The 20,046-nt window shown below is 70.3% G+C and carries 18 protein-coding genes and 1 riboswitch; of the genes, 11 read left to right on the top strand and 7 right to left on the bottom strand.

All coding sequences use genetic code 11. The annotated features are described in order from the left end of the window. Positions 1–353 precede the first annotated feature (353 nt). Positions 354–938 carry a TetR/AcrR family transcriptional regulator gene (locus ABT340_RS29585; RefSeq protein ID WP_352014124.1) on the bottom strand — a complete coding sequence of 195 codons (585 nt, stop codon included), beginning with the start codon at positions 936–938 and terminating at the stop codon, positions 354–356. Positions 939–1,073: 135 nt separating this feature from the next. On the opposite strand from ABT340_RS29585, the gene ABT340_RS29580 reads away from it, so the two are divergent. Together ABT340_RS29580 and ABT340_RS29575 are read left to right on the top strand one after the other, a co-directional pair. Then, positions 1,074–2,615 (top strand): MDR family MFS transporter, encoded by a 1,542-nt coding sequence (locus ABT340_RS29580; RefSeq protein WP_352014123.1) that lies wholly within the window; start codon positions 1,074–1,076, stop codon positions 2,613–2,615. A 255-nt stretch (positions 2,616–2,870) separates the two neighbouring features. Continuing rightward, a complete protein-coding gene (locus tag ABT340_RS29575) occupies positions 2,871–3,356 on the top strand; it encodes a DUF3592 domain-containing protein (protein WP_352014122.1) in 486 nt (161 codons plus the stop codon). A gap of 4 nt (positions 3,357–3,360) precedes the next feature. Here the strand turns inward: ABT340_RS29575 and ABT340_RS29570 are convergent, their stop codons facing one another. From ABT340_RS29570 to ABT340_RS29560, 3 genes are read right to left on the bottom strand one after another with little or no spacing between them, the layout of a single operon-like run. Continuing rightward, positions 3,361–4,479: an acyltransferase family protein gene (locus ABT340_RS29570; protein WP_352014121.1), complete on the bottom strand. Its 1,119-nt coding sequence runs from the start codon at positions 4,477–4,479 to the stop codon at positions 3,361–3,363. Positions 4,480–4,501: 22 nt separating this feature from the next. After that, positions 4,502–5,686: an NADH-quinone oxidoreductase subunit D gene (locus ABT340_RS29565; protein WP_352014120.1), complete on the bottom strand. Its 1,185-nt coding sequence runs from the start codon at positions 5,684–5,686 to the stop codon at positions 4,502–4,504. 17 nt (positions 5,687–5,703) lie between these two features. After that, entirely contained in the window at positions 5,704–6,999 is a 1,296-nt protein-coding gene (locus ABT340_RS29560; protein ID WP_502992538.1) for an aminotransferase class V-fold PLP-dependent enzyme, read from the bottom strand. Between the two features lie 51 nt (positions 7,000–7,050). After that, positions 7,051–7,166: riboswitch (SAM riboswitch) on the bottom strand. 128 nt (positions 7,167–7,294) lie between these two features. Here ABT340_RS29560 and ABT340_RS29555 point away from each other — a divergent pair. After that, entirely contained in the window at positions 7,295–8,095 is an 801-nt protein-coding gene (locus ABT340_RS29555; protein ID WP_449343610.1) for a TerC family protein, read from the top strand. Positions 8,096–8,104: 9 nt separating this feature from the next. Continuing rightward, on the top strand, positions 8,105–9,301 hold the full coding sequence (locus ABT340_RS29550; RefSeq protein ID WP_352014119.1) for a cytochrome P450: 1,197 nt from the start codon (positions 8,105–8,107) through the stop codon (positions 9,299–9,301). Positions 9,302–9,305: 4 nt separating this feature from the next. Here the strand turns inward: ABT340_RS29550 and ABT340_RS29545 are convergent, their stop codons facing one another. From ABT340_RS29545 to ABT340_RS29535, 3 genes are all read right to left on the bottom strand, one after another. Next, complete coding sequence (locus ABT340_RS29545; RefSeq protein ID WP_352014154.1) at positions 9,306–10,373, bottom strand: acyltransferase family protein; 1,068 nt, start codon at positions 10,371–10,373, stop codon at positions 9,306–9,308. Positions 10,374–10,662: 289 nt separating this feature from the next. Continuing rightward, entirely contained in the window at positions 10,663–11,670 is a 1,008-nt protein-coding gene (locus ABT340_RS29540) for an NAD-dependent epimerase/dehydratase family protein (RefSeq protein ID WP_352014118.1), read from the bottom strand. A 65-nt stretch (positions 11,671–11,735) separates the two neighbouring features. Next, positions 11,736–12,716 (bottom strand): SAM-dependent methyltransferase, encoded by a 981-nt coding sequence (locus ABT340_RS29535; RefSeq protein ID WP_352014117.1) that lies wholly within the window; start codon positions 12,714–12,716, stop codon positions 11,736–11,738. A gap of 197 nt (positions 12,717–12,913) precedes the next feature. Between ABT340_RS29535 and ABT340_RS29530 the strand changes: the two genes are divergently transcribed. From ABT340_RS29530 to ABT340_RS29500, 7 genes are all read left to right on the top strand, one after another. Beyond that, positions 12,914–13,804, top strand: a complete 891-nt coding sequence (locus ABT340_RS29530) for a Rossmann-like and DUF2520 domain-containing protein (protein WP_352014116.1) — start codon at positions 12,914–12,916, stop codon at positions 13,802–13,804. Then, the gene (gene panC, locus ABT340_RS29525; protein WP_352014115.1) at positions 13,795–14,640 is read left to right on the top strand and encodes a pantoate--beta-alanine ligase; all 846 of its coding nucleotides are present in this window, start codon (positions 13,795–13,797) and stop codon (positions 14,638–14,640) included. Before ABT340_RS29530 ends, panC begins: the two co-directional genes overlap by 10 nt. A gap of 100 nt (positions 14,641–14,740) precedes the next feature. Beyond that, positions 14,741–15,166 (top strand): aspartate 1-decarboxylase, encoded by a 426-nt coding sequence (gene panD, locus ABT340_RS29520; protein WP_352014114.1) that lies wholly within the window; start codon positions 14,741–14,743, stop codon positions 15,164–15,166. Positions 15,167–15,267: 101 nt separating this feature from the next. Continuing rightward, on the top strand, positions 15,268–16,005 hold the full coding sequence (locus ABT340_RS29515) for an ABC transporter ATP-binding protein (RefSeq protein ID WP_352014113.1): 738 nt from the start codon (positions 15,268–15,270) through the stop codon (positions 16,003–16,005). Then, the gene (locus ABT340_RS29510) at positions 15,999–18,458 is read left to right on the top strand and encodes an FtsX-like permease family protein (RefSeq protein WP_352014112.1); all 2,460 of its coding nucleotides are present in this window, start codon (positions 15,999–16,001) and stop codon (positions 18,456–18,458) included. The genes ABT340_RS29515 and ABT340_RS29510 overlap by 7 nt, the downstream gene beginning before the upstream one ends. A 167-nt stretch (positions 18,459–18,625) precedes the next feature. Then, positions 18,626–19,429 (top strand): ArsR/SmtB family transcription factor, encoded by an 804-nt coding sequence (locus tag ABT340_RS29505; protein WP_352014111.1) that lies wholly within the window; start codon positions 18,626–18,628, stop codon positions 19,427–19,429. Between the two features lie 33 nt (positions 19,430–19,462). Continuing rightward, positions 19,463–19,984 (top strand): hypothetical protein, encoded by a 522-nt coding sequence (locus ABT340_RS29500; RefSeq protein WP_352014110.1) that lies wholly within the window; start codon positions 19,463–19,465, stop codon positions 19,982–19,984. The last annotated feature ends 62 nt before the right edge of the window (positions 19,985–20,046 follow it).

Raw genomic sequence — 20,046 nt, 5'->3', positions numbered from 1 at the left:
TGGGTGCCTGAGGACCAAAGACCGCGCCATCTGAGGAAAGTCGGCCCGAACTCATCGTCGGTGAGGGGGTTGGGGTTACCGGCCCCAGGTGTGAGGAATGTCGGTTTGGGTGCCTGAGGACCAAAGACCGCGCCATCTGAGGAAAGTCGGCCCGACCTCATCGTCGGTGAGGGGGTTGGGGTTACCGGCCCCAAGTGTGAGGAGTGTCGGCTTGGGCGCGTCGGTGCTTGGACTGAGGAACGCAGGAGCGCAGCGACGGAGTGACGAGGGAAAGCGCCGACTCGAAGCGCCCAAGCCCGCGACGCCGCCAGGCGTCGCAAAGGGACACAGCCCGCGACGCCGAAGGCGGCGCCTTAGAAAGGCGCCGACATCTGGTCCAGAACCTGTTCCATGACCTCCTGGAGGGGGCGGGGTTCCTGTTCGTCGGTCCACAGGTGGGTGGCGATGCGCAGGGCGACGAGGAACCCGGCCGCCAGGACGCGGGGCCGTACGGTGTCGGTCGAGCCGTCGCGGTCGGTGATGGCCTGGACCAGGTCACGTTCCAGGGCGGCGTGGTTGGCCAGCTGCCTGGCCAGCAGGGACGGGTGCTGTTTGGCGAGCCGGGCGCGCACCGCCCAGGCGACGTCGGGGTCGCCGAGTTCGCCGTAGAGGTCCCGTACGGCTCCGCGCAGCGCCTGCCAGGCGGGCTCCTCGGGGGGCCGGGAGCGGATCCGTTCGACGAGCAGCCTGATGCGCCGCTCGTCGCCGTACAGGAGGGCGTCCTCCTTGCCGGCGAAGTAGTTGGAGAAGGTCCGCCGGGAGATGTTGGCGGCGTCGGCGATGGCCTCGACGGTGACGTTGTCCAGGCCGTGTTCTGCGCACAGCCGTAGCGCGGCCTCGTGGACGGCCTGCCTGGTCTCGGCCTTCTTGCGTTCGCGCAGTCCCGCTGTGCTCTCCATGGCGCCAGTATCTCACCCTCCGGGAAAAGATGCCCAGTGCGCAAACTTTCCCAATGGGCATGTAAGGTGTCACGGTCATCCTGTTTCCACCGCTTTGGAGGTGTGTGCGTGGGCGCCCACACAGAGACCGCTCGCATGAGCCATCGTCAGATCCTGGAGGCGTTGAGCGGTCTGCTGCTCGTCCTGTTCGTGGCGATGATCAGCAGCACGATCGTGTCCGTGGCGCTTCCGCAGATCATCGGCGCGCTCAACGGCACCCAGTCGCAGTACACGTGGGTGGTCACCGCCTCGCTGCTCGCCTCGACGGCCTCGACACCGATCTGGGGCAAGCTCGCCGACCTGTTCAGCAAGAAGCTGCTGTTGCAGGTCTCCATCGTCATCTTCATGGTCAGCTCGCTGGCCTGCGGTTTCGCACAGAACACCGCCCAGCTCATCGCCTTCCGCGCCGTTCAGGGCCTGGGCATGGGTGCCCTGCAGGTCCTGGTGCAGGTCATCATCGCCGCGATGATCAGCCCCAAGGAGCGTGGACGCTACAACGGCTACCTCGGCGGTGTCATGGCCGTCGCGACCGTCGCCGGACCGCTGCTCGGCGGCCTGATCGCCGACACCTCCTGGCTCGGCTGGCGCTGGTGCTTCTTCGTGGCGGTGCCGTTCACCGTGGTCGCCTTCGCGCTGCTGCACAAGACGCTGCGGGTGGTCACCGTGCGCCGTACGGACGTCAGGATCGACTACGTGGGCGCCACACTGATCGCCGCCGGGGTCAGTGTCCTGCTCATCTGGGTCACCTTCGTCGGAAACTCCTTCGAGTGGCTGTCCTGGCAGACCGCGGCCATGGCCGGGGGCGGTGCGCTGCTCCTGGTGCTGGCCACCTGGGTCGAGTCGCGGGTCGCCGAACCGGTCGTCCCGCTGCGGATCATCCGCCGCCGTACCCCGGCCCTGGCCATCCTGGCCAGCCTCGCGGTCGGCATGGCCATGTTCGGCGGCTCGGTCTTCCTCGGCCAGTACTTCCAGATCGGCCGTGGCTACAGCCCCACCGAGGCGGGTCTGCTCACGATCCCCATGATGCTCGGCGTGCTGGTCTCCTCGACCGTCTCCGGGCGCATGATCTCCAGGAGCGGCCGGGTGAAGCCGTACATCGTGACCGGCGCGATCGTGCTCACGGCCGGGTTCCTCGTGCTGTCCACGATGGACCACCAGACCTCGCTGCTGCTCATCGCCGGGGCCATGGTGCTGGTCGGCGCCGGGGTCGGCATGTCGATGCAGAACCTCGTGCTGGCCATCCAGAACACCGTCCCGCTGAGCGAACTCGGCGCGGCCAGCGGTGCGGTCACCTTCTTCCGTTCCCTCGGCGGCACCATCGGTGTCTCGGTCCTCGGCGCCGTCCTGGCCAACCAGGTCGCGACCGGCATCGCCGAGGGCCTGGCCAAGGCCGGGATCGGGGCCTCGGGTGCCGGGGGTGGGCGCAGCACCCTCAACATCCAGGCCCTGCCCGAGCCGATCAAGGAGGTCGTGCGGGCCGCGTACGGCGACGCCACCGGGCACATCTTCCTCATCTCGGCCGCCGTGGCCATGGTCGGCGTGGTCGCCGCGCTGTTCCTCAAGCCCATCAGGCTGCGGGACAGTGTGGACCTGCCCACGGACGTGAAGACGGGGGAGAAGGCCGCCACGGTCGGCTGAACGCGTGGGAGCCCGGCGGACGAACGAGTTCGCCGGGCTTTCGCGTGAACACGGTTTCGGACACGGTCCGAATTAACGTGTGGAATACACGACGCCGACGGGCGATGAACATTTCTTCTCGGCACTCGGAATCATTGCGTGTCGTTTTATCGTGGTCACATACTGATGTTCGTTCTGGCGGAAAATCGCCCCTTGCGAGCGCGTCGTACGTGAACTGTCTCCACCCGCCGTCGTTCGATGTGGGAGGCAAGGTCGATGGCCAGACGATTACGTTGGGACCTCGGGCCGGGCGAGGACGAGGAGCCGGTGGACGACGGGTCCGTCAACGGGGTGTACGTGATCGCCTGCGTCCTGCTGTGCGTCGGATGGGCTTTCACGACCATCCTGGGGGTGCGGGTGGGCGCGTCGCACCTCGACATGTATCTTCACGGCGGCCGGACCACCGCGACGGCGATGTCCACCAGAACCGTGAAGGCAGGGGAGAGCTACCAACTCACCAAGGTCAACTTCTTCGTGAAGGACGTCCGGCGTTTCGCCGAGATCCGGGGGAGTTACGCCGAGGGTGAGAAGGTCTCGATCGTCTATGACGCCGACGATCCGAGTGTGGTCAACAGGGAGTTCAGGCTCGTTTTCGACCTGCTGCTGCTCGGCGCGTTTTTCGTCATGACCCTCTACGCGGTTTTCGCGGGCCTTCGCCGGCTGTGGAAGAAGCGGCGTCGGCCCGGGCTCGCGAAAAGCTGACCCGTCACCGGGTGGCGGTCGCCGAGTTCCTGCGGCCGAAGATCAACAGGAACGGGATCGTGCACAGCAGCGGCCCGGCGATCGCCAGGGGCCGCTCCAGCCACCAGATCAGCGTCGGCGGGATCTGACTGCCGGGCGGTGAGCCGGTCAGCCCCCAGAACACCCCGTTCAGGATCGCCATGCCGGTGGTGTGGAACAGGAACAGCTGCAGCGCGAACCGGTTGATCGTGGTGTTGACCCACCCCCAGCGAGGCCGTTCGAGCAGCCGTTCCATCGCGGGCCGCAGCACCTCGACCAGGCCGATCTGGAAGATCAGCAGGGCCACGATGACGAAGGTCGGCGGAGCCATGTTCGACAGCTTGTCGCCGGGCACCCCGACCATCGACCCCGGGTAGATGCCCGAGTAGACCAGGCCGACCAGGGCGAACAGCCCGGTCCACAGGGTCGCGACGTCCAGTCTGCGGGGCATCGCGACCATCCGGTCGTAGAAGAAGCCCGCCTGGTGGGCCAGACCCCACACGATCACCATGTTGAGCCAGCCGATGGCCTCAAGGCCGTACCGCAGCCGCAGCACGTCGACCACCAGCGCCGCGCCGCCGAGCCAGATGAGCACCAGTACGTCGAAGCGCCGGTGCAGCCACAGCATCACGGGCAGCAGGGCGACCAGCATCAGGTAGACGCCGATGAACCACAGCGGGCTCAGCACCAGGAGCACGGCCCGGCCGATCCACGGCACGTCGAAGATCAACCAGATGACCCCGCCGAAGGCGAGCCACGCGAAGGACAGCGCCAGCGCCGGGATCGCCAGGGCCCGGATGCGCCGCCACACGAAGGCGCCGATGCCGACCCCGCGTTCACAGGCGCGGTTCCACGACATCAGGTGGACGTATCCGCCCACGTAGAAGAAGAGCGGCAGCACCTGGAAGAGCCAGGTGAGGATCCACAACCCCGAGGTGAAACCGAGCGGGCTGGTCGGGGAGGGGCCGGCCGGCCCCCACTGCAGGATCGTGAACGCCCAGTGCCAGACCACGACGACGATCAGGCTGACCGCGCGGAGCCAGTCGATGTACTTGTCCCGCTTCGGGCCTCCGATGCGGGAAGCGGCGTCCACGCGCTCGCTCATGTCCCCCCTTCCGCGCTCCGGGTCACTTGTCGATGTCACCGACCACGAAGAACATCGACCCCAGGATGGCCACCATGTCGGAAACCAGATGTCCAGGCAACATCTCTCTCAGCACCTGGACGTTGTTGTAGGAGGCGGACCGGAGCTTCAGCCGCCAGGGGGTCTTCTCGCCACGAGAGACCAGATAGTAGCCGTTGATGCCGAGTGGATTCTCCGTCCAGGCGTAGACGTGGCCCTCGGGGACCTTCAGCACCTTGGGCAGGCGCTGGTTGATCGGCCCCCTCGGCAGGGACCGCAGCCGCTCCACACAGACGTCGGCCAGGTCGAGGGAGACGCGGACCTGTTCGAGCAGCACCTCGAAGCGGGCGTTGCAGTCTCCCGCGGAACGGGTCACGACCTTGACCGGCAGTTCGCCGTAGGCGAGGTAGGGGTCGTCCCTGCGCAGGTCGAGGCCGACGCCGGAGGCACGGGCGATGGGGCCGCTGACGCCGTACTGCATGATCGTCTCGCGGTCGAGCACCCCGACGCCGACCGTGCGGGCCAGGAAGATCTCGTTCCCACTGATCAGGGCCTCGATGTCGGGCAGGCGGCGCCGTACGTCGGCGACGGCCAGGGTCACCCGGTCGAGCCAGCCGTACGGCAGGTCCTCCTTGAGGCCGCCGACCCGGTTGAACATGTAGTGCATCCGGCCGCCGGAGATCTCCTCCATCACGGCCTGGAGGGTCTCGCGCTCGCGGAAGGCGTAGAAGACGGGGGTGATCGCGCCCAGTTCGAGGGGGTAGGAGCCGAGGAACATCAGGTGGCTGAGCACCCGGTTCAGCTCGGCCATCAGGGTGCGCGCCCACACGGCCCTGACGGGGACCTCCATGCCGAGCATCCGCTCGACCGCGAGCACGACGCCCAGCTCGTTGGCGAACGCCGACAGCCAGTCGTGCCGGTTGGCCAGCACGATGATCTGCCGGTAGTCCCTGACCTCGAACAGTTTCTCCGCGCCCCGGTGCATGTAGCCGACGATCGGCTCGGCGGCGCTGATCCGTTCGCCGTCCAGCGTCAGGCGCAGTCGTAGCACGCCGTGGGTCGAGGGGTGCTGCGGGCCGATGTTCAGGACCATGTCCTCGGTGGCCAGCTCCTTGCCGGCCGCCGCCGCTCCCGCGACGGCGTCGGCTCCGGCCCCGATCCCCACGTTCACTTCCCGGGGCTCAGTCATAGCCCCATGCTGTCACGTCAGCGGCGCGTGACGAGATCCCGCAGGGCCTCGACGAGACGGTCGACGTGCTCGGTGGTGCTGCCGACGCCGATGGAGGCGCGCACCGCGGAGGCGGTGACGTCGTCGCAGCCGCCGTCCTTGGCGCCGAGCAGGTGCCTGACGAAGGGGTGGGCGCAGAACTTGCCGTCCCGTACGCCGATGCCGTACTCGCCGGACAGCGTCTCGGCCACCTCACGGGCGGTGAAGCCGTCCACGACGAAGGAGACGATGCCGACGCGGGCGTGGTCGGGGCCCCACAGGGACAGCTCGTGCACACCCTCGATCCCGGCCAGACCGGCGCGCAGGCGGGCCAGCAGACGCTTCTCCTCGCGCACCAGCACGTCCCAGCCGGTCGCGCTCAGCGCGTCGCAGGCGGCGGCCAGCGCGATGGCGCCCAGCACGTTCGGCGTGCCCGCCTCGTGACGGGCCTCGGGGTCGTCGTGCCAGTCGGTCGTCTCGTCCTCGACGGCCCTGACGGCCCCGCCGCCCCGGAGGTACGGCTCGGCGACCGAGAGCCAGTCGGAGCGGCCGATCAGCGCGCCGGTGCCGAACGGGGCGTAGAGCTTGTGACCGGAGAAGACCACGTAGTCCAGGTCGAGCGCGGTCAGGTTGAGGCGGCGGTGCGGGACGAGCTGGGCGGCGTCGACCAGGATGCGGGCGCCGTGACGGTGGGCGATGTGGGCCAGCGCGGCGATCGGCCACAGCTCGCCGGTCACGTTGGAGGCGGCGGTGACGACCAGCAGCTTGGGGCCGTCGATCGCGGCCAGCGCGTCGTCGGCGGCGCGGACGGCCTCACCGGGGAAGGCCGGGGCGGGCAGCCGTACGACGTCGGCCCAGGGCAGGAGCGAGGCGTGGTGCTCGGTCTCGAAGACCACCACGGTGGTCCCGGCGGGCAGGCTGCGGGCCAGCAGGTTGGTGGCGTCGGTGGTGTTCCTCGTGAAGATCACCGCGTCGTCGGGACGGGCCCCGACGAAGGCCCGCACGGTGTGCCTGGCCTGCTCGTAGCGGGCGGTGGTCAGCTGGGAGGCGTATCCGGCGCCGCGGTGGACGCTGGAGTAGGCCGGGAGCGCGGCGGCGACGGCGGCGCTCACCGGCTCAAGACAGGGGGCGCTGGCGGCGTAGTCGAGGTTGGCGTACGGCACCAGCCTGCCGCCCTTGACGGGCACCTCAAGGTCGGCGCCGAGGACCGCGGGGATCGGCCGGTCGTCGGGGACACGGGTCGCCGGGACGGTCACGGTCTCGGCGGCGGAGGTGAAGATCGTCAGTGCGGACACGCCAAAGCTCCTTGGAGGTCATCGGACCCCAAGCCATGGCCTTGGTGCTGGAGCCCGCGCTTGCCCGGCACACCTCGTGCCGGACCAGGTCCTCACCCGGGGCACCCCGCCGCGGACGCGAGGGTTGCCGGCCAGCTAGCCGGGGCTTGTCGCTGGCACTCATGACCTACGAACCGGACTATACCCACACAGAGGCGGTGCTTGGCAAGTCTGCGGGAAGGGGTCCGGAGGGCTGGAGTTTCGGCGGTGATCCTGAGGAACTTCCGGTTCTGTCCGATCGTCTGGAGCTGTGACCGTGAACGCCCGTCAGGTCACGCGCCGCGCGCGGGCGGCGCTCTCCCCACCGAAACTGGAGGACCCGATGGACTGGGTGGCCGACCCGGCGAGCTGGATAGGTCTGCTCACGCTGATCGCTCTGGAGATCGTGCTGGGCATCGACAACATCATCTTCATCTCGATCCTGGCGGGGAAACTCCCGCCGGAACAGCGTGACAACGCCCGCAGGCTGGGCCTGCTCGCCGCCCTGGTCAGCCGCCTGGCGCTGCTGCTCGCCCTGTCCTGGGTGGTACGGCTCACCGCCCCGCTCTTTGAGATCTTCGGGCACGAGATATCGGGACGCGACCTGATCCTGATCCTCGGCGGGCTGTTCCTGCTGGTCAAGAGCGTTCACGAGATCCACGGCCACACCGAGAACGGCGAGGACCACTCCGGCGGCCGGAAGGCGGCGGCCTCCTTCGGCATGGTGATCCTGCAGATCATGGTGCTGGACATCGTCTTCTCCCTCGACTCGGTGATCACCGCGGTCGGCATGGTCGACGAGCTGGCCATCATGGTCATCGCGGTCATCGTCGCGGTCGTGGTGATGCTCTTCGCCTCGGGGCCGATCAGCCGTTTCGTGGACAAGCACCCGACGATCAAGATGCTGGCGCTGTCGTTCCTGGTGCTGATCGGCGTCGTGCTGCTCGCGGAGGGTTTCGGACAGCACATCTCCAAGGGCTACATCTACTTCGCGATGGCGTTCTCGCTGGTGGTCGAGCTGCTCAACATCCGGGCCCGCCGTCGTTCCCGGGCCGTCGAGAAGACTCCGGAGCCCTAGCATGGGTTTGTGCGTTTTGACCCATGGAGTCCGGAATTCGTCGCCTACCCCTATGACGCCTACGCCGAGCTGAGACAGCGGCCGGTCACCTTCTTCGAGCCGACCGGCCAGTGGCTGGTCGCCCGGCACGCCGACGTCAACGCGTTGCTGCGCGACCGGAGACTCGGCCGGTCCTACCTGCACGTGGCCACGCACGCCGAGTTCGGCAGACCGGAGGAGCCGCCCTTCCTCGACCCGTTCTGGCGGGTGGTCAGGGCCGGGATGCTCGACGTCGAGCCGCCCGTCCACACCCGCCTGCGCCGCCTGGTCTCCCGGGCGTTCACCCCGCGGATGGTCGAGGCGCTGCGGCCCAAGGTCGCCTCGATCGCCACGGGGCTGGTCGAGGACTTCGTGGCACGTGGCGGCGGCGACCTCATCGCGGAGGTCGCCGAACCGCTCCCGGTGACCGTGATCGCCGAGATGCTCGGCGTCCCCGAGGCGGACCGGCACCTGCTGCGGCCCTGGTCGGCCGACATCTGCGGGATGTACGAGCTCAACCCGTCGCCCGAGACGCAGCGCACCGCCGTACGGGCGGCGGAGGAGTTCTCCGGCTACCTGTCGGAGCTGGCCCGCGCCCGCCGGGCGAACCCCGGCGACGACCTGATCAGCGCCCTGGCCCTGGTCGCCGACGGCGGTGACACCCTGACCGAGGAGGAGCTGGTCGGCACCTGCGTGCTGCTGCTCAACGCGGGTCACGAGGCGACCGTCAACGTCACCGGAATCGGCTGGTGGTCGCTGTTCCGCAACCCGGCCGAGCTGGAACGGCTGCGCGCCGACCACGGCCTGCTGCCCACGGCGATCGAGGAGCTGATGCGCTGGGACACCCCGCTGCAGATGTTCGAGCGCTGGGTCCTTGAGGACATCTCGGTCGGCGGGGTAGACATCCCACGTGGCGCGGAGGTGGCGCTGCTGTTCGGATCGGCCAACCGGGACCCCGAGGTGTTCGCCGACCCCGACCGCCTCGACCTCGGCCGTACGGAGAACCCGCACATCTCCTTCGGCGCGGGCATCCACTTCTGTCTGGGCGCCCCGCTGGCCAGGATCGAGCTGGCCGAGTCGTTCGGCGCCCTGCTGCGCCTGGCTCCCCGGATGGAACTCGCCACCGAGCCCACCTGGAACCCCGGCTACGTCATCCGGGGCCTGACGGCTCTGGAGGCACGGGTCTGAGGCCTCACGCGGCCCCCGGGCGCCCGCCTGACAACAGGCGCTCGGCGGGCCGCTCGACGAGGCGGTGCAGCGCCCAGGCCAGCAGTACGGCCAGCGGCAGCGCCGTCAGCGTCACCAGGAGCGCGTGCGCCGGGGTGCGCCCGAGCACCCGGTTGACCAGGCTGATCGTCGGCTGGTGCACCAGGTAGAAGGCAAAGGAGATCTCCCCGAGCCAGACCAGGACGGGCAGGCGCAGCGGCGAACGCTTCTCGCGCACGTCGGCCGTCGCGGCGGCGGCGATCAGCACGGCGAACGGTCCCGCCATCCACGCCACCCAGCCCGCGCGCTGCCAGACCAGCGGGACGGTCGCGTAGGCGACCAGGACCAGGACGACGGCCACGGGCAGGCCGGGTCCCCGCCAGCGGCCTTCCTTGACCATCAGCGCCACGGTCATGCCGAGTGCGAACTCCAGTGCCCTGGTCACCGGGAAGATCCAGACGAACCAGTAACCGATGCTTTCCGGCATCGAGAAGCTGACAAACGGGACCATCCATGTACCGGCCCACAACCCCGCCGAGGTCAGTAGGAGCCGGTTTCCTGGAATACGTCGAAGAAGCGGCAGTAGAAGCGGGAAAACCGCATAAAACGCCATTTCGCAGGAGAGTGACCAGGAAGGGGTGTTGCCGCCGAAGTAATAGGTTTCGTCCGGTACCCAGGCCTGAAGGAGGAAAAATCCGCTCACGGCCGGTCCCGGCGCCACGACGCGTCCCGCCACGGTCAACAGGGCCAGGACGGCGATCCAGGTGACCATGTGACTCGGGACGATCCTGGCGGCCCGTCGCCGCCAGAACGCCCACGCCCGGTCTCCCGGCCTGGACGACCAGGTCAGCACCATGCCGGACAGCACGAAGAAGAACGGCACCCCGGAGGAGCCCGCGGAGAAGACCGCCCCGAGAAAGCGCTGTGTTCCGGGGTCATCCGTTATGCCGCCGGTGAACAGATGAAAACCGAAAACAGCAAATGCCGCGAACCACCTCAAACCCGTCAGAGAGGGGAGGCGGGGGGCTTTTTCCCTGGCCGCGGGAGGAGCCATGGTCTCTTTCACGCGAACCTCGTCACGGTCGCTGTCGGCCGACGCCGTGGACCGGCATGGCGGGATCACACCAAGTAGAACGATCCAGACAATAGCGAACAGCCGCGACCTCCACGATCCCCGTTTTCCGGGAACAGGGGTGACCGCTTGTTTCCGAAGCTCATGGAGTTGTGTTTCAGGCCCGATCATTTGTTTCGGGCCTGCGACGACCGGCCTCCGGCCGCCGAGGAAACACCGCCAGGGCAGGGAGCCGCCCGCCGTACGGCCCCGGCCGCCGGGAAACCGCGTGTCAGGTCAGGCCGTCGAGGACCTTGGCCTCCTTGGCCGGGTCGAGGCCGACCGAGGGGCGGTCGGCCCTGAGCGCCGGGTCGCCCTCCACCTTGAGCCACTCCCAGGTGTCGACGACCGTCTCCCGCAGCGGACGGCAGACGAGCCCCGCCTCGTGGGCGGCCGAGACGTCCCCGTCATGCAGGCCGTCCTCCTCGCCGCCCTCCGGCAGCCAGACCGGCAGCTCGGTCCACGCGGCGATGCCCGCCTCCTCGATCACCTCGGCGGGGGTCCAGACCAGCTCGGCGTCGGAGCCGGTCACCCTGATGATCTCGTCGAGCAGCTCGCCCATGGTGGCGTGCCCGGGGTGGCTGACCGTGTTGAAGGCGCCGCCGACACCCCGTTGCGCAGCCCCGAGCATCCAGATCGCGATGTCCCTGGCGTCGATGTACTGCAGCGGACGGCCCGGCCTGCCCGGCGCCAGCACCCGGCCGCCCCGCTCGACGCGGCGCAGCCACCAGGGCAGCCGCCCGATGTTCTCGTAGGGGCCGATCACCAGCCCGGCGCGGGCGAGCAGGGCGCGCTCGCCGAAGACCCGCAGAACGGCCAGCTCGCCGCCGCGCTTGGCCTCCGCGTAGTCGTCGGCAGCCTCGGAGTCGGGGTCGCTCTCGACCACCTGGGCGCTCTCGTCGGCCCCCGGTGGGATCGGCCAGCTGTGGACCGACCTGCTGGACACGTATCCGTAGTGGCCGACCCGCCCGTCCAGCAGCCCGCACGCCTCGGCGACGACCTTCGGCGCCCCGCTCCAGGTGTCGACGACCGCGTCCCACTCACGACCGTCAAGGGCCGCGCGCAGCGCCTCGCGGTCGGTCCTGTCCGCGACGAGCGTCTCGACGCCCGCCCCCGCCGTCCCCGGTGGGAGGGGACTTCTGCCCCGGTTGACGATGGTGACCTCGTCGCCCCGTCGCACCGCCTCCTCAACGACGGCCCGGCCGACGAAGTGCGTGCCACCCAATACAAGAAGCCTCATGCCGACCATCCTCATCGCGCCGGCCCCGCCACCCCAGCGAATTCACCACGGGCGTATCCGTACGGTCAGGGCCGTGACTGGCGCAGCCAGCCGAAGGCGCCGAGGCCGTGGGGGTCGATCAGCTCCGCCTCAAGGGAGGCCCGTGACAGGGCGCGCAGATACCCCACCGGGTCCCAGCCCGCCAGGTCGAGGGGCGGGCGGGCGCCGGTGACGCCCAGGGCGCGCAGGGCCTCCCGCTGGGTGGTCAACGTCGTCGTGACCGCCCCGACCCGCTCGCCCGCCGCCGCGCAGGCGTCCAGCGCGACGTGCGCGGTGATGTCGCACGACCCGTCGGGGACCGGCGCCACGGCCGCGCCGCCACGGTAACCGGCGAGCGAGCCGTACGGCGGGCGGGCGCCCAGCCGGTGCGCGTAGTCGACGGCGACGGCCCGGCCGCGCGCCAGCCGTACGATCACCGAGGCCCAGGCCTCGTCGCGGGGCCTGCCGATCTCGGCGCGCTCGCCGACGGGGCCGAGCGGCCACCAGCGGTCGAGCCAGGCAAGGTCGGCCTCCTCCGGGGCGTCGCCGAGCCGCTCCGCGCCGTCCGAGGGATCGACCATGACCAGCCGGGGGCCGTCGGGCGTCTGTTCGACCACGTCGAGGGGAACGTTGTCGAGCCACTCGTTGGCGATCACCAGCCCCTCGACCCCCTCGGGCACCACCGGTTCCCAGCCGATCTCCTCGGGCAGGTCCGGAGGCCGGGGGGCGACGTCCACGCAGGTCACCCGTAGCCGGGAACGGAGTTCCTGCGGCGCCAGGGCCAGCACCCCGGCCGCCAGGGCGCCCTCACCCGCGCCGACGTCCACCAGGTCGATCATCCCGGCGGGCCCGGCCAGTTCGGCCAGTTCGCGCAGTACGGCCCCCGCCAGAACGGCCGAGGTGCCGACTGTGGCACTGGCTGCGGCGCTGACCGAGGTCCGGAAGTGGGCGGAAGGTCGTTCGCGCAGATAGAAGCCGTTTTCGCCGTAGAGCGCCCGCTGTGTCGCGGCGCGCCAGGTGAGCCACACGATCCCCGACGCTACAGGGACGCCCCCCTCGGTGAGAAAGCATGCGACGAGAGGGGAAAAGCGGCCCGGCCCGGGGCAGACCTGGGACAGGACCGCCGCCGCTTTCGGACACGTGCCTTCGCGCAGCCGGGTGGGGCAGGCCCGTTACGCTGGTCAACTGGGCATGGAGCCCCAATCTTGTCGAAGGACGGGACGTCATGGACGCAGTCGATCGCCCGGCGCGGCTGGCCGTCGGAGTGATTGGAGCAGGCCGGGTCGGCTCGGCGCTCGGCGCCGCGCTGGCACGCGCCGGACACCGGGTCGTCGCCGCCAGTGGCGTCTCCGACTCCTCCAGGGAACGGGCCGCGGAGCGGCTGGGCGTCACACCGTCCCGGCCTGAGGACGTGGTGGCCACGTCGGACCTCATTCTCATGACGGTCCCCGACGACGTCCTGCCCGACCTGGTCTCCGGGCTGGCGGGCACCGGCGCCGCCTTCCAGGGCAAGCTCGTTGCCCACACCAGCGGCGCGTACGGCCTGGCCGTGCTGAACCCCGCGATCAGGGCGGGGGCCCTCCCGCTGGCCCTGCACCCGGTGATGACCTTCACCGGCAGGGAAGACGACCTACGCCGCCTGACCGGCATCTCGTACGGCGTGACCGCCCCCGACATGCTCAGGCCCGTGGCGGAGGCGCTGGTCATCGAGATGGAGGGCGAGCCGGTCTGGATCGCCGACGACGACAGGCCGCTCTACCACGCGGCCCTGGCGGGTGCCGCCAACCACATGGTCACGCTCGTCGCCGAGTCCTCCGAGCTGCTCGAACGCGTCGGTGTCGAACAGCCGGGCCGGATGCTCGGGCCACTGCTCGGGGCGGCGCTGGAGAACGTGCTGCGGCTGGGCATCTCCGGGCTGACCGGTCCCGTGGTGCGCGGCGACGCCGGGACGGTCCGCAAGCACGTCGACGCCCTGATCCTCGCGGCACCCGAGGCGGCGGACGCCTACGTCGCCCTCGCTAGGCTCACCGCGGACCGCGCGCTGGCGGCCGGGCTGCTCAAGCCCGAGGCCGCCGAGCGCCTCCTCGACGCCCTGGGAGGGAACATATGGACGTGATCGTGGCCGGTGACCGCGCCGGGCTGGTCAAGGCGAAGCACAGCCTGGGGATCGGCGCGTCCGGGGCGACGCTGGCGCTGGTGCCGACCATGGGCGCGCTGCACGAGGGCCATCGTTCACTGATCCGGCTGGCCCGTGAGCAGGCCGACCACGTCGCGGTGAGCGTCTTCGTCAACCCCCTCCAGTTCGGGCCGAACGAAGATTTCTCCCGCTATCCCCGGACATTTGACGCCGACCTGGAGACCTGCGCCGACGAGGGCGTGAGCATCGTCTTCGCCCCCTCGGCCGACGACATGTACGCCGCGGACCGGCAGGTCTCGGTGTCCTCAGGGCGGATGGGCACGATCGTCGAGGGGGCGTTCAGACCCGGTCACTTCGACGGTGTGCTGACCGTGGTGCTCAAGCTGTTCAACCTGGTCCAGCCGGACATCGCGGTCTTCGGGCGCAAGGACGCCCAGCAGCTGGCCATGATCCGCCGGATGGTCGCCGACCTCGACGTGCCCGTCTCCGTCATGGGCGCGCCGACCGTCCGTGAGGCGGACGGCCTGGCGCTGTCCAGCAGGAACCGCTATCTGTCCACGCACGAACGGCACACCGCGCTCTCCCTGTCCCGCGCCCTGTTCACCGGGGCCCGCGGCCGTACGCCCGCCGAGGTCCTGGCCGAGTCGCGGGCGGTGCTCGACGCCGAGCCCGGGGTCGAGCTCGACTATCTGGTGCTGGTCGACCCGGCGACCTTCACCGAGGTCGGCGACGACCACCGGGGTGAGGCCGTCCTCGCCGTGGCCGCCAGGGTCGGCGCGACCAGGCTCATCGACAACGTCACCGTCACCCTCTGACACCCGCTGACTCTCTTGGGGGTGTGTCCGGCGTCGGATATATTCCGCGCAGGCGCGCACGCCGACCGGTGGCGCGACCGAGCGAGAGGTGATCCGACGCATGCTCCGCACCATGCTCACATCCAAGATCCACCGGGCCACCGTCACCCAGGCCGATCTGCACTATGTGGGGTCGGTGACCATCGACGAGGACCTCCTCGACGCGGCCGGGCTGCTCTCCGGGGAGCAGGTCCACATCGTGGACATCGACAACGGCGCCAGGCTGGTGACCTACACGATCGCGGGCCCCAGGGGTTCGGGGGTCATCGGCATCAACGGCGCCGCCGCCCATCTCGTCCATCCGGGCGACCTGGTGATCATCATCGGGTACGGCCAGCTCGACGACGCCGAGGCCAGGGTCTTCCAGCCCAGGATCGTGCACGTCGACCGGGAGAACCGGGTCGTCGACCTCGGTCACGACCCCGCCGGGGCCCCCGACGGCCTGCTGCGCGGGGACGAGATCCACGGGGCGGCCGTAGGGGGGTAATCCCTACCATCGGTTGGGTAGCTCGCTGGCTCGTTTCCGTATTGTCCGAATTCGTAGCGTTGCTCCTGCAAGGCAGTGAATTCGAAGACGGGGGACGACAGGTGTCGACGCACGCGGTGCGCCTCAACGCGGTGACCAAGACATACGGCAGGAAGGTGCACGCGCTACGCGGCGTCACGGTCGACCTGCCCCGGGGCGGCTTCACCGCCGTCATGGGGCCGTCGGGCTCGGGCAAGAGCACCTTCCTGCACTGCGCGGCCGGACTGGACACGCCCACCTCGGGCACGGTCCACATCGGCGACGTCGAACTGTCGCGGATGAACGAGACCCAGCTCACCGAACTGCGCCGGGACAGGGCGGGCTTCGTCTTCCAGGCGTTCAACCTGATCCCCTCGCTCACCGTGACCGACAACGTCCTGCTGCCGTTCCGGCTCGCGGGCACCAGGCCGGACCACGCCTGGGTGGCCGAGGTGCTCGGCAGGGTCGGGCTCGGCGACCGCGCCGGTCACCGCCCCTCCCAGCTCTCCGGCGGCCAGCAGCAGCGGGTGGCCATCGCCCGCGCCCTGGTCACCAGGCCCGAGGTCGTCTTCGCCGACGAGCCGACGGGCGCGCTGGACACCCAGACCGCCGCCGAGGTGCTCACGCTGCTCCGCCAGGTGGTGAACACCACCGGCCAGACCATGGTGATGGTCACCCACGACCCGGTCGCCGCCTCCTACGCCGACCGGGTGCTGTTCCTCGCCGACGGCACGCTCGTCGACGAGATGTACGCCGCGGGACCCGACGCCATCGCGGGCCGCATGGCCTCGCTCGGCCGCCTGAGGGCCGTGCCGTGCTGAAACTCGCCTTCGCCACCTCGCGTGGCCGCGCGATCTCCCTCGTCGGGTCGTTCCTCGCGCTGTTCTTCGCGGTCGTCCTGGTCGTCTCGTGCGGGCTGCTCCTGGAGAGCGGTGTACGCGCCAGGATCCCCACCGAACGCTACGGCGCCGCCCCGGTCGTGGTCGCCGGCCAGCAGAAGATCACCTTCGTGAAGGGCGAGGCCGACATGGGCCTGCCGCTCTCCGAGCCGGTCGCGATCCCCGCGACCCTCGCCGAGAAGATCGGCAAGGTGCCCGGTGTCACCGGGGTCGTGCCCGAGACCGCCTTCCCTGTCGGCCTGACGGGCACCGAGGGCCGGGTGGTCGGCCGTTCCTGGGGGTCGGCGGGGCTCACGCCGTACCGGCTGGTCAAGGGGCGCGCGCCCGCCACGGCCGGAGAGGTCGCCACCGACGTCACGCTCGGCAGGAAGGTGGGCGAGAAGGTCGGCGTCACCGGCAGGGACGGCCTCCGCGAGTACGTCGTGACCGGTGTCGCCGGACCCGGCCTCACCCGGCAGCCGTCGGTCTTCTTCACCGGGGAACGCGCCGGGGAACTGTTCGCCAGGCCGGGGAAGGTGTCGGCCTTCGGGGTGTTCGGCACCGGTGACGGACTGGCCGACCGGGTCGAACAGGCGCTCGGCGACTCCGTGGCCGTCTACTCCGGCGACCAGCGGGGCCTGGCCGAGACCCCCTCGGCGCACGAGGGCAGGGAGATGCTCATCGGGCTCGGCGGCAGCCTCATCGGCATCGTCGTCATGGTGGCGGTGCTGGTGGTCTCCGGCGCCTTCGGCCTTGCCGTACGGCAGCGCGACCGGGAGATCGCCCTGCTGCGGGCGGTCGGCGCCACCCCCAGGCAGGTCCGCGCCATGATCGGCAGGCAGGCGCTGGTCGTCGCCGCGGCGGCCATTCTGCCCGCGCTGCCGCTCGGGGTCGTGCTGGGGAGGTGGATGTTCGGCCAGTTCCTGGCCCGGGGCATGGTGCCCGAGGGGTTCGCCCCGGTCGTCGGCCCCATCCCGCTGCTCGCGGCCACGGCCCTCGGCCTGCTCACCGCCTGGCTGGCCGCGCGCGGAGCCGTACGGCGGGCCGCGAGCATCAAGCCGACCGAGGCCCTGGGCGAGGCCATGGCCGAGCGCAGGGAGCTCGGCAGGGGCCGCATGATCACCGGGCTGGTCTTCCTCGGCATGGGCGTGGCCGCCTCCGGCCTGTCCATGGTCGCCGCGGGGGAGACGGCCGCGATGAGCGCGAGCGCGATCGTGCTCCTGCTGATCACCGCGGCCTCCCTCCTCGGCCCCTGGCTGGTACGGCTCGCCGCGACCCTGGCGGGCGGCCTGGTCAGGCGGACCTCACCGGTCGGCGGCTACCTGGCCGTCGCCAACACCAGGACCGCGGCCAAGCGGCTGGCCTCGGTCGCCAGCCCGCTCATCCTGATGTTCGCCTTCACCTCGACCACCCTGTTCGCCCAGTCGACCGTGGGACACGCGACCACCACGCAGGCGATCGAGGGAAACCGCGCCGACTACGTCCTTGAGGCGAGCCCCGGGCTGTCCCCCGAGGTCGCCGGGGCCGCCCGTGCCCTGCCCGGCGTCACGGGCGTCACCGAGACGATCAGGACCCAGGTGCTCGCCGACACGGTCGAGCTGGGCGAGCGCACGTTCAAGCCGATGGGGGCCGTCGGCCTGACCGTCCCCGCGCACGGCATCGACCTCGGCGTCACCTCCGGCTCCCTCGACCGGCTGCGCGGCGACGGCGTCGCGCTGAGCAGGCTGGCCGCCGACGGCTTCGGCGCCACGGTCGGGCAGGAGGTCCGGCTGCTGCTCGGCGACGGCACCCGCCTGACCCGCACCGTCGTGGCCGTCTACGAACGCGGCCTGGGGTACGGCGAGGTCGCCCTGCCGTACCAGGTGGTCCGTGACCACTCGGAGACCGGGATGGCCGAGCGCCTCTACGTCACCGGTGGCTCGAAGGAGCGGCTCGCCGCGCTGGCCCCCGGCCTGACCGTCCTCGACCGGGACGGCGCGGGCGCCGCGGTCAACGCCGTCCAGGAGTTCAGCGACTGGGCCAACCTCCTGGTGGTCGGGATGATCATCGTGTTCATCGCGATCTCGGTGGTCAACACGCTGGTGACGGCCACCGGCGCCCGGGTGCGGGAGTTCGCGCTGCTGCGCCTGGTCGGGGGGACCCGGCGGCAGGTGCGCGGGATGGTCCGCTGGGAGGCGCTGCTGGTCGGCGGCCTCGCGGTGGTCGCGGGAACCCTGATCACGGCGCCGACCCTGATGGCGCTCAGCTACGGGATCACGGGGTCGCCGCTGCCGCACGTGCCGTACCTGACGTACGGGGCCATAGCGGCCATCACCCTGGGGCTCGCCTACGCCGCCACCCTCGCCCCGACCCGGACCGCCCTGCAGGGCCACCCCGCCACCCAGATCCGCGCCTGATCCTCCTCCGGGCTCCGACATATGTAGCGACGAGGTGCCCGGCCGTCCCTCTCACGGGACGGCCGGGCACCCGGCTTCACCGGCGGTTCAAGCCCATGAGACCCGGCTGAACGGGTGTTCGAGGCCGTGCTTGACGTTATGCAGGCAAATGCCTGCATAATTGGGCCGTGAAGCCCGAAGCGACAGAGATGGACCTGGCGTTCAAGGCGCTGGCCGACTCCACCCGGCGGCTCCTGCTCGACAGGCTGCGTGAGCACAACGGCCAGACGCTGCGTGAGCTGTGTGAGTGTCTGGACATGGCACGCCAGTCGGCGACCCAGCACCTCGACATCCTCCAGCGGGCCAACCTCGTCACGGTCGTACGGCGCGGCAGGGAGCGGCTTCACTACCTCAACCCGGTGCCGATCCACGAGATCGAGCAGCGGTGGATCTCGGGATTCGACCAACCGCGCCTATGGGCGTTGACCGCCATCAAGGACAGGGCAGAGGAGTACGCCATGACCGACGAATCCACATCCATGCCGAGCTATGTCTACGTCACCTACATCCGCGCGACGGCGGAGCAGGTGTGGCGGGCGCTGACGGACGCGGATCTGACGGCGCGTTACTGGTACCACGCCAACGTCTCGGACTGGCTGCCCGGCTCGACCTGGGAGCACCGGCGCCTCGACGGATCGGACACCGTCGCGGTCGTCGGCGAGGTGCTTGAGGCCGAACCCCCGAGACGCCTGGTCATCACCTTCGAGGACGAACCCGGTGCCGACCGGGAGGCGTCGGTCGTCACCTTCGTCATCGAACCGCACCAGGACATCGTCCGTCTGGCCGTGACCCACGAGAAGCTCCCCGACCGGGAGATGTACCGCGGCATCGCGCACGGCTGGCCCGCCGTGCTGGCCGGCCTCAAGACCCTGCTCGAAACCGGCGAGGCCCTCCCGCAGGCTCCGTGGGACATGCCCCGGCTGGAGGTCTGACCCCTGTACGTCCGGACCCATCAGGAGGAAGAGATGCTCGACACGACTCCGCTCAGAGACGCCTGCCGTGACCTGCTCGAAGCCGCGGCCACGGTCGCGGAATCCGGCATGAGACCCGTTCCGCCACCTGACGAATGGGGCGCCGAACAGATCCTGGCGCACGTCGTCATCGTCAACGCCGTCACCCTCGCCACCGTCTCCGACGTCGCGGCGGGGGTGGACGCGACCTACGACAACCGCGCGGCGCTCTACGCCTGGAACCTCGACCGCGTCATCGCGCTCTCCGGCGGCGACGCCGGGCTCCGGGAGCGGATCCGGCTCCAGGGGGAGGCCCTGTGCGCGCTTGCCGGGTCCACGCTGAGCGACGCCGAACTCGACACGGAGGTGCCCACCCTGCTGCTGTCCAACGGCACGGTCCTCGTCGACCAGCCCATGCCGCTGAGGGTCCTCCTCAAGGGCCTCGCGGAGGTGGAGATCCCCGGCCACACCCGGCAACTCCTGGCCCTGCTGCCCGACCACGCCCTCCGTACGGCGGAGACGGCCCTGAGCGCCTGATTCCCCGACGACAGGCGACCCGTCGGGGGCGGGTCTCCCACACGCGGTCGATAAAGCCGACA

Origin of the sequence: Streptosporangium sp. NPDC000239 (genome assembly GCF_040300765.1) — a bacterium.
Taxonomy (GTDB): domain Bacteria; phylum Actinomycetota; class Actinomycetes; order Streptosporangiales; family Streptosporangiaceae; genus Streptosporangium.
Note: the sequence above shows the minus strand (reverse complement) of the source record. Positions and strands in the feature narration are given on the sequence as shown.

Excerpts from the sequence above, each read along its gene's own strand:
- ABT340_RS29585 (WP_352014124.1), bottom strand. The coding sequence starts at position 938 with ATGGAGAGCACAGCGGGACTGCGCGAACGCAAGAAGGCCGAGACCAGG.
- ABT340_RS29580 (WP_352014123.1), top strand. The coding sequence starts at position 1,074 with ATGAGCCATCGTCAGATCCTGGAGGCGTTGAGCGGTCTGCTGCTCGTC.
- ABT340_RS29575 (WP_352014122.1), top strand. The coding sequence starts at position 2,871 with ATGGCCAGACGATTACGTTGGGACCTCGGGCCGGGCGAGGACGAGGAG.
- ABT340_RS29570 (WP_352014121.1), bottom strand. The coding sequence starts at position 4,479 with ATGAGCGAGCGCGTGGACGCCGCTTCCCGCATCGGAGGCCCGAAGCGG.
- ABT340_RS29565 (WP_352014120.1), bottom strand. The coding sequence starts at position 5,686 with ATGACTGAGCCCCGGGAAGTGAACGTGGGGATCGGGGCCGGAGCCGAC.
- ABT340_RS29545 (WP_352014154.1), bottom strand. The coding sequence starts at position 10,373 with ATGGCTCCTCCCGCGGCCAGGGAAAAAGCCCCCCGCCTCCCCTCTCTG.
- ABT340_RS29540 (WP_352014118.1), bottom strand. The coding sequence starts at position 11,670 with ATGAGGCTTCTTGTATTGGGTGGCACGCACTTCGTCGGCCGGGCCGTC.
- ABT340_RS29530 (WP_352014116.1), top strand. The coding sequence starts at position 12,914 with ATGGACGCAGTCGATCGCCCGGCGCGGCTGGCCGTCGGAGTGATTGGA.
- panC (WP_352014115.1), top strand. The coding sequence starts at position 13,795 with ATGGACGTGATCGTGGCCGGTGACCGCGCCGGGCTGGTCAAGGCGAAG.
- panD (WP_352014114.1), top strand. The coding sequence starts at position 14,741 with ATGCTCCGCACCATGCTCACATCCAAGATCCACCGGGCCACCGTCACC.
- ABT340_RS29500 (WP_352014110.1), top strand. The coding sequence starts at position 19,463 with ATGCTCGACACGACTCCGCTCAGAGACGCCTGCCGTGACCTGCTCGAA.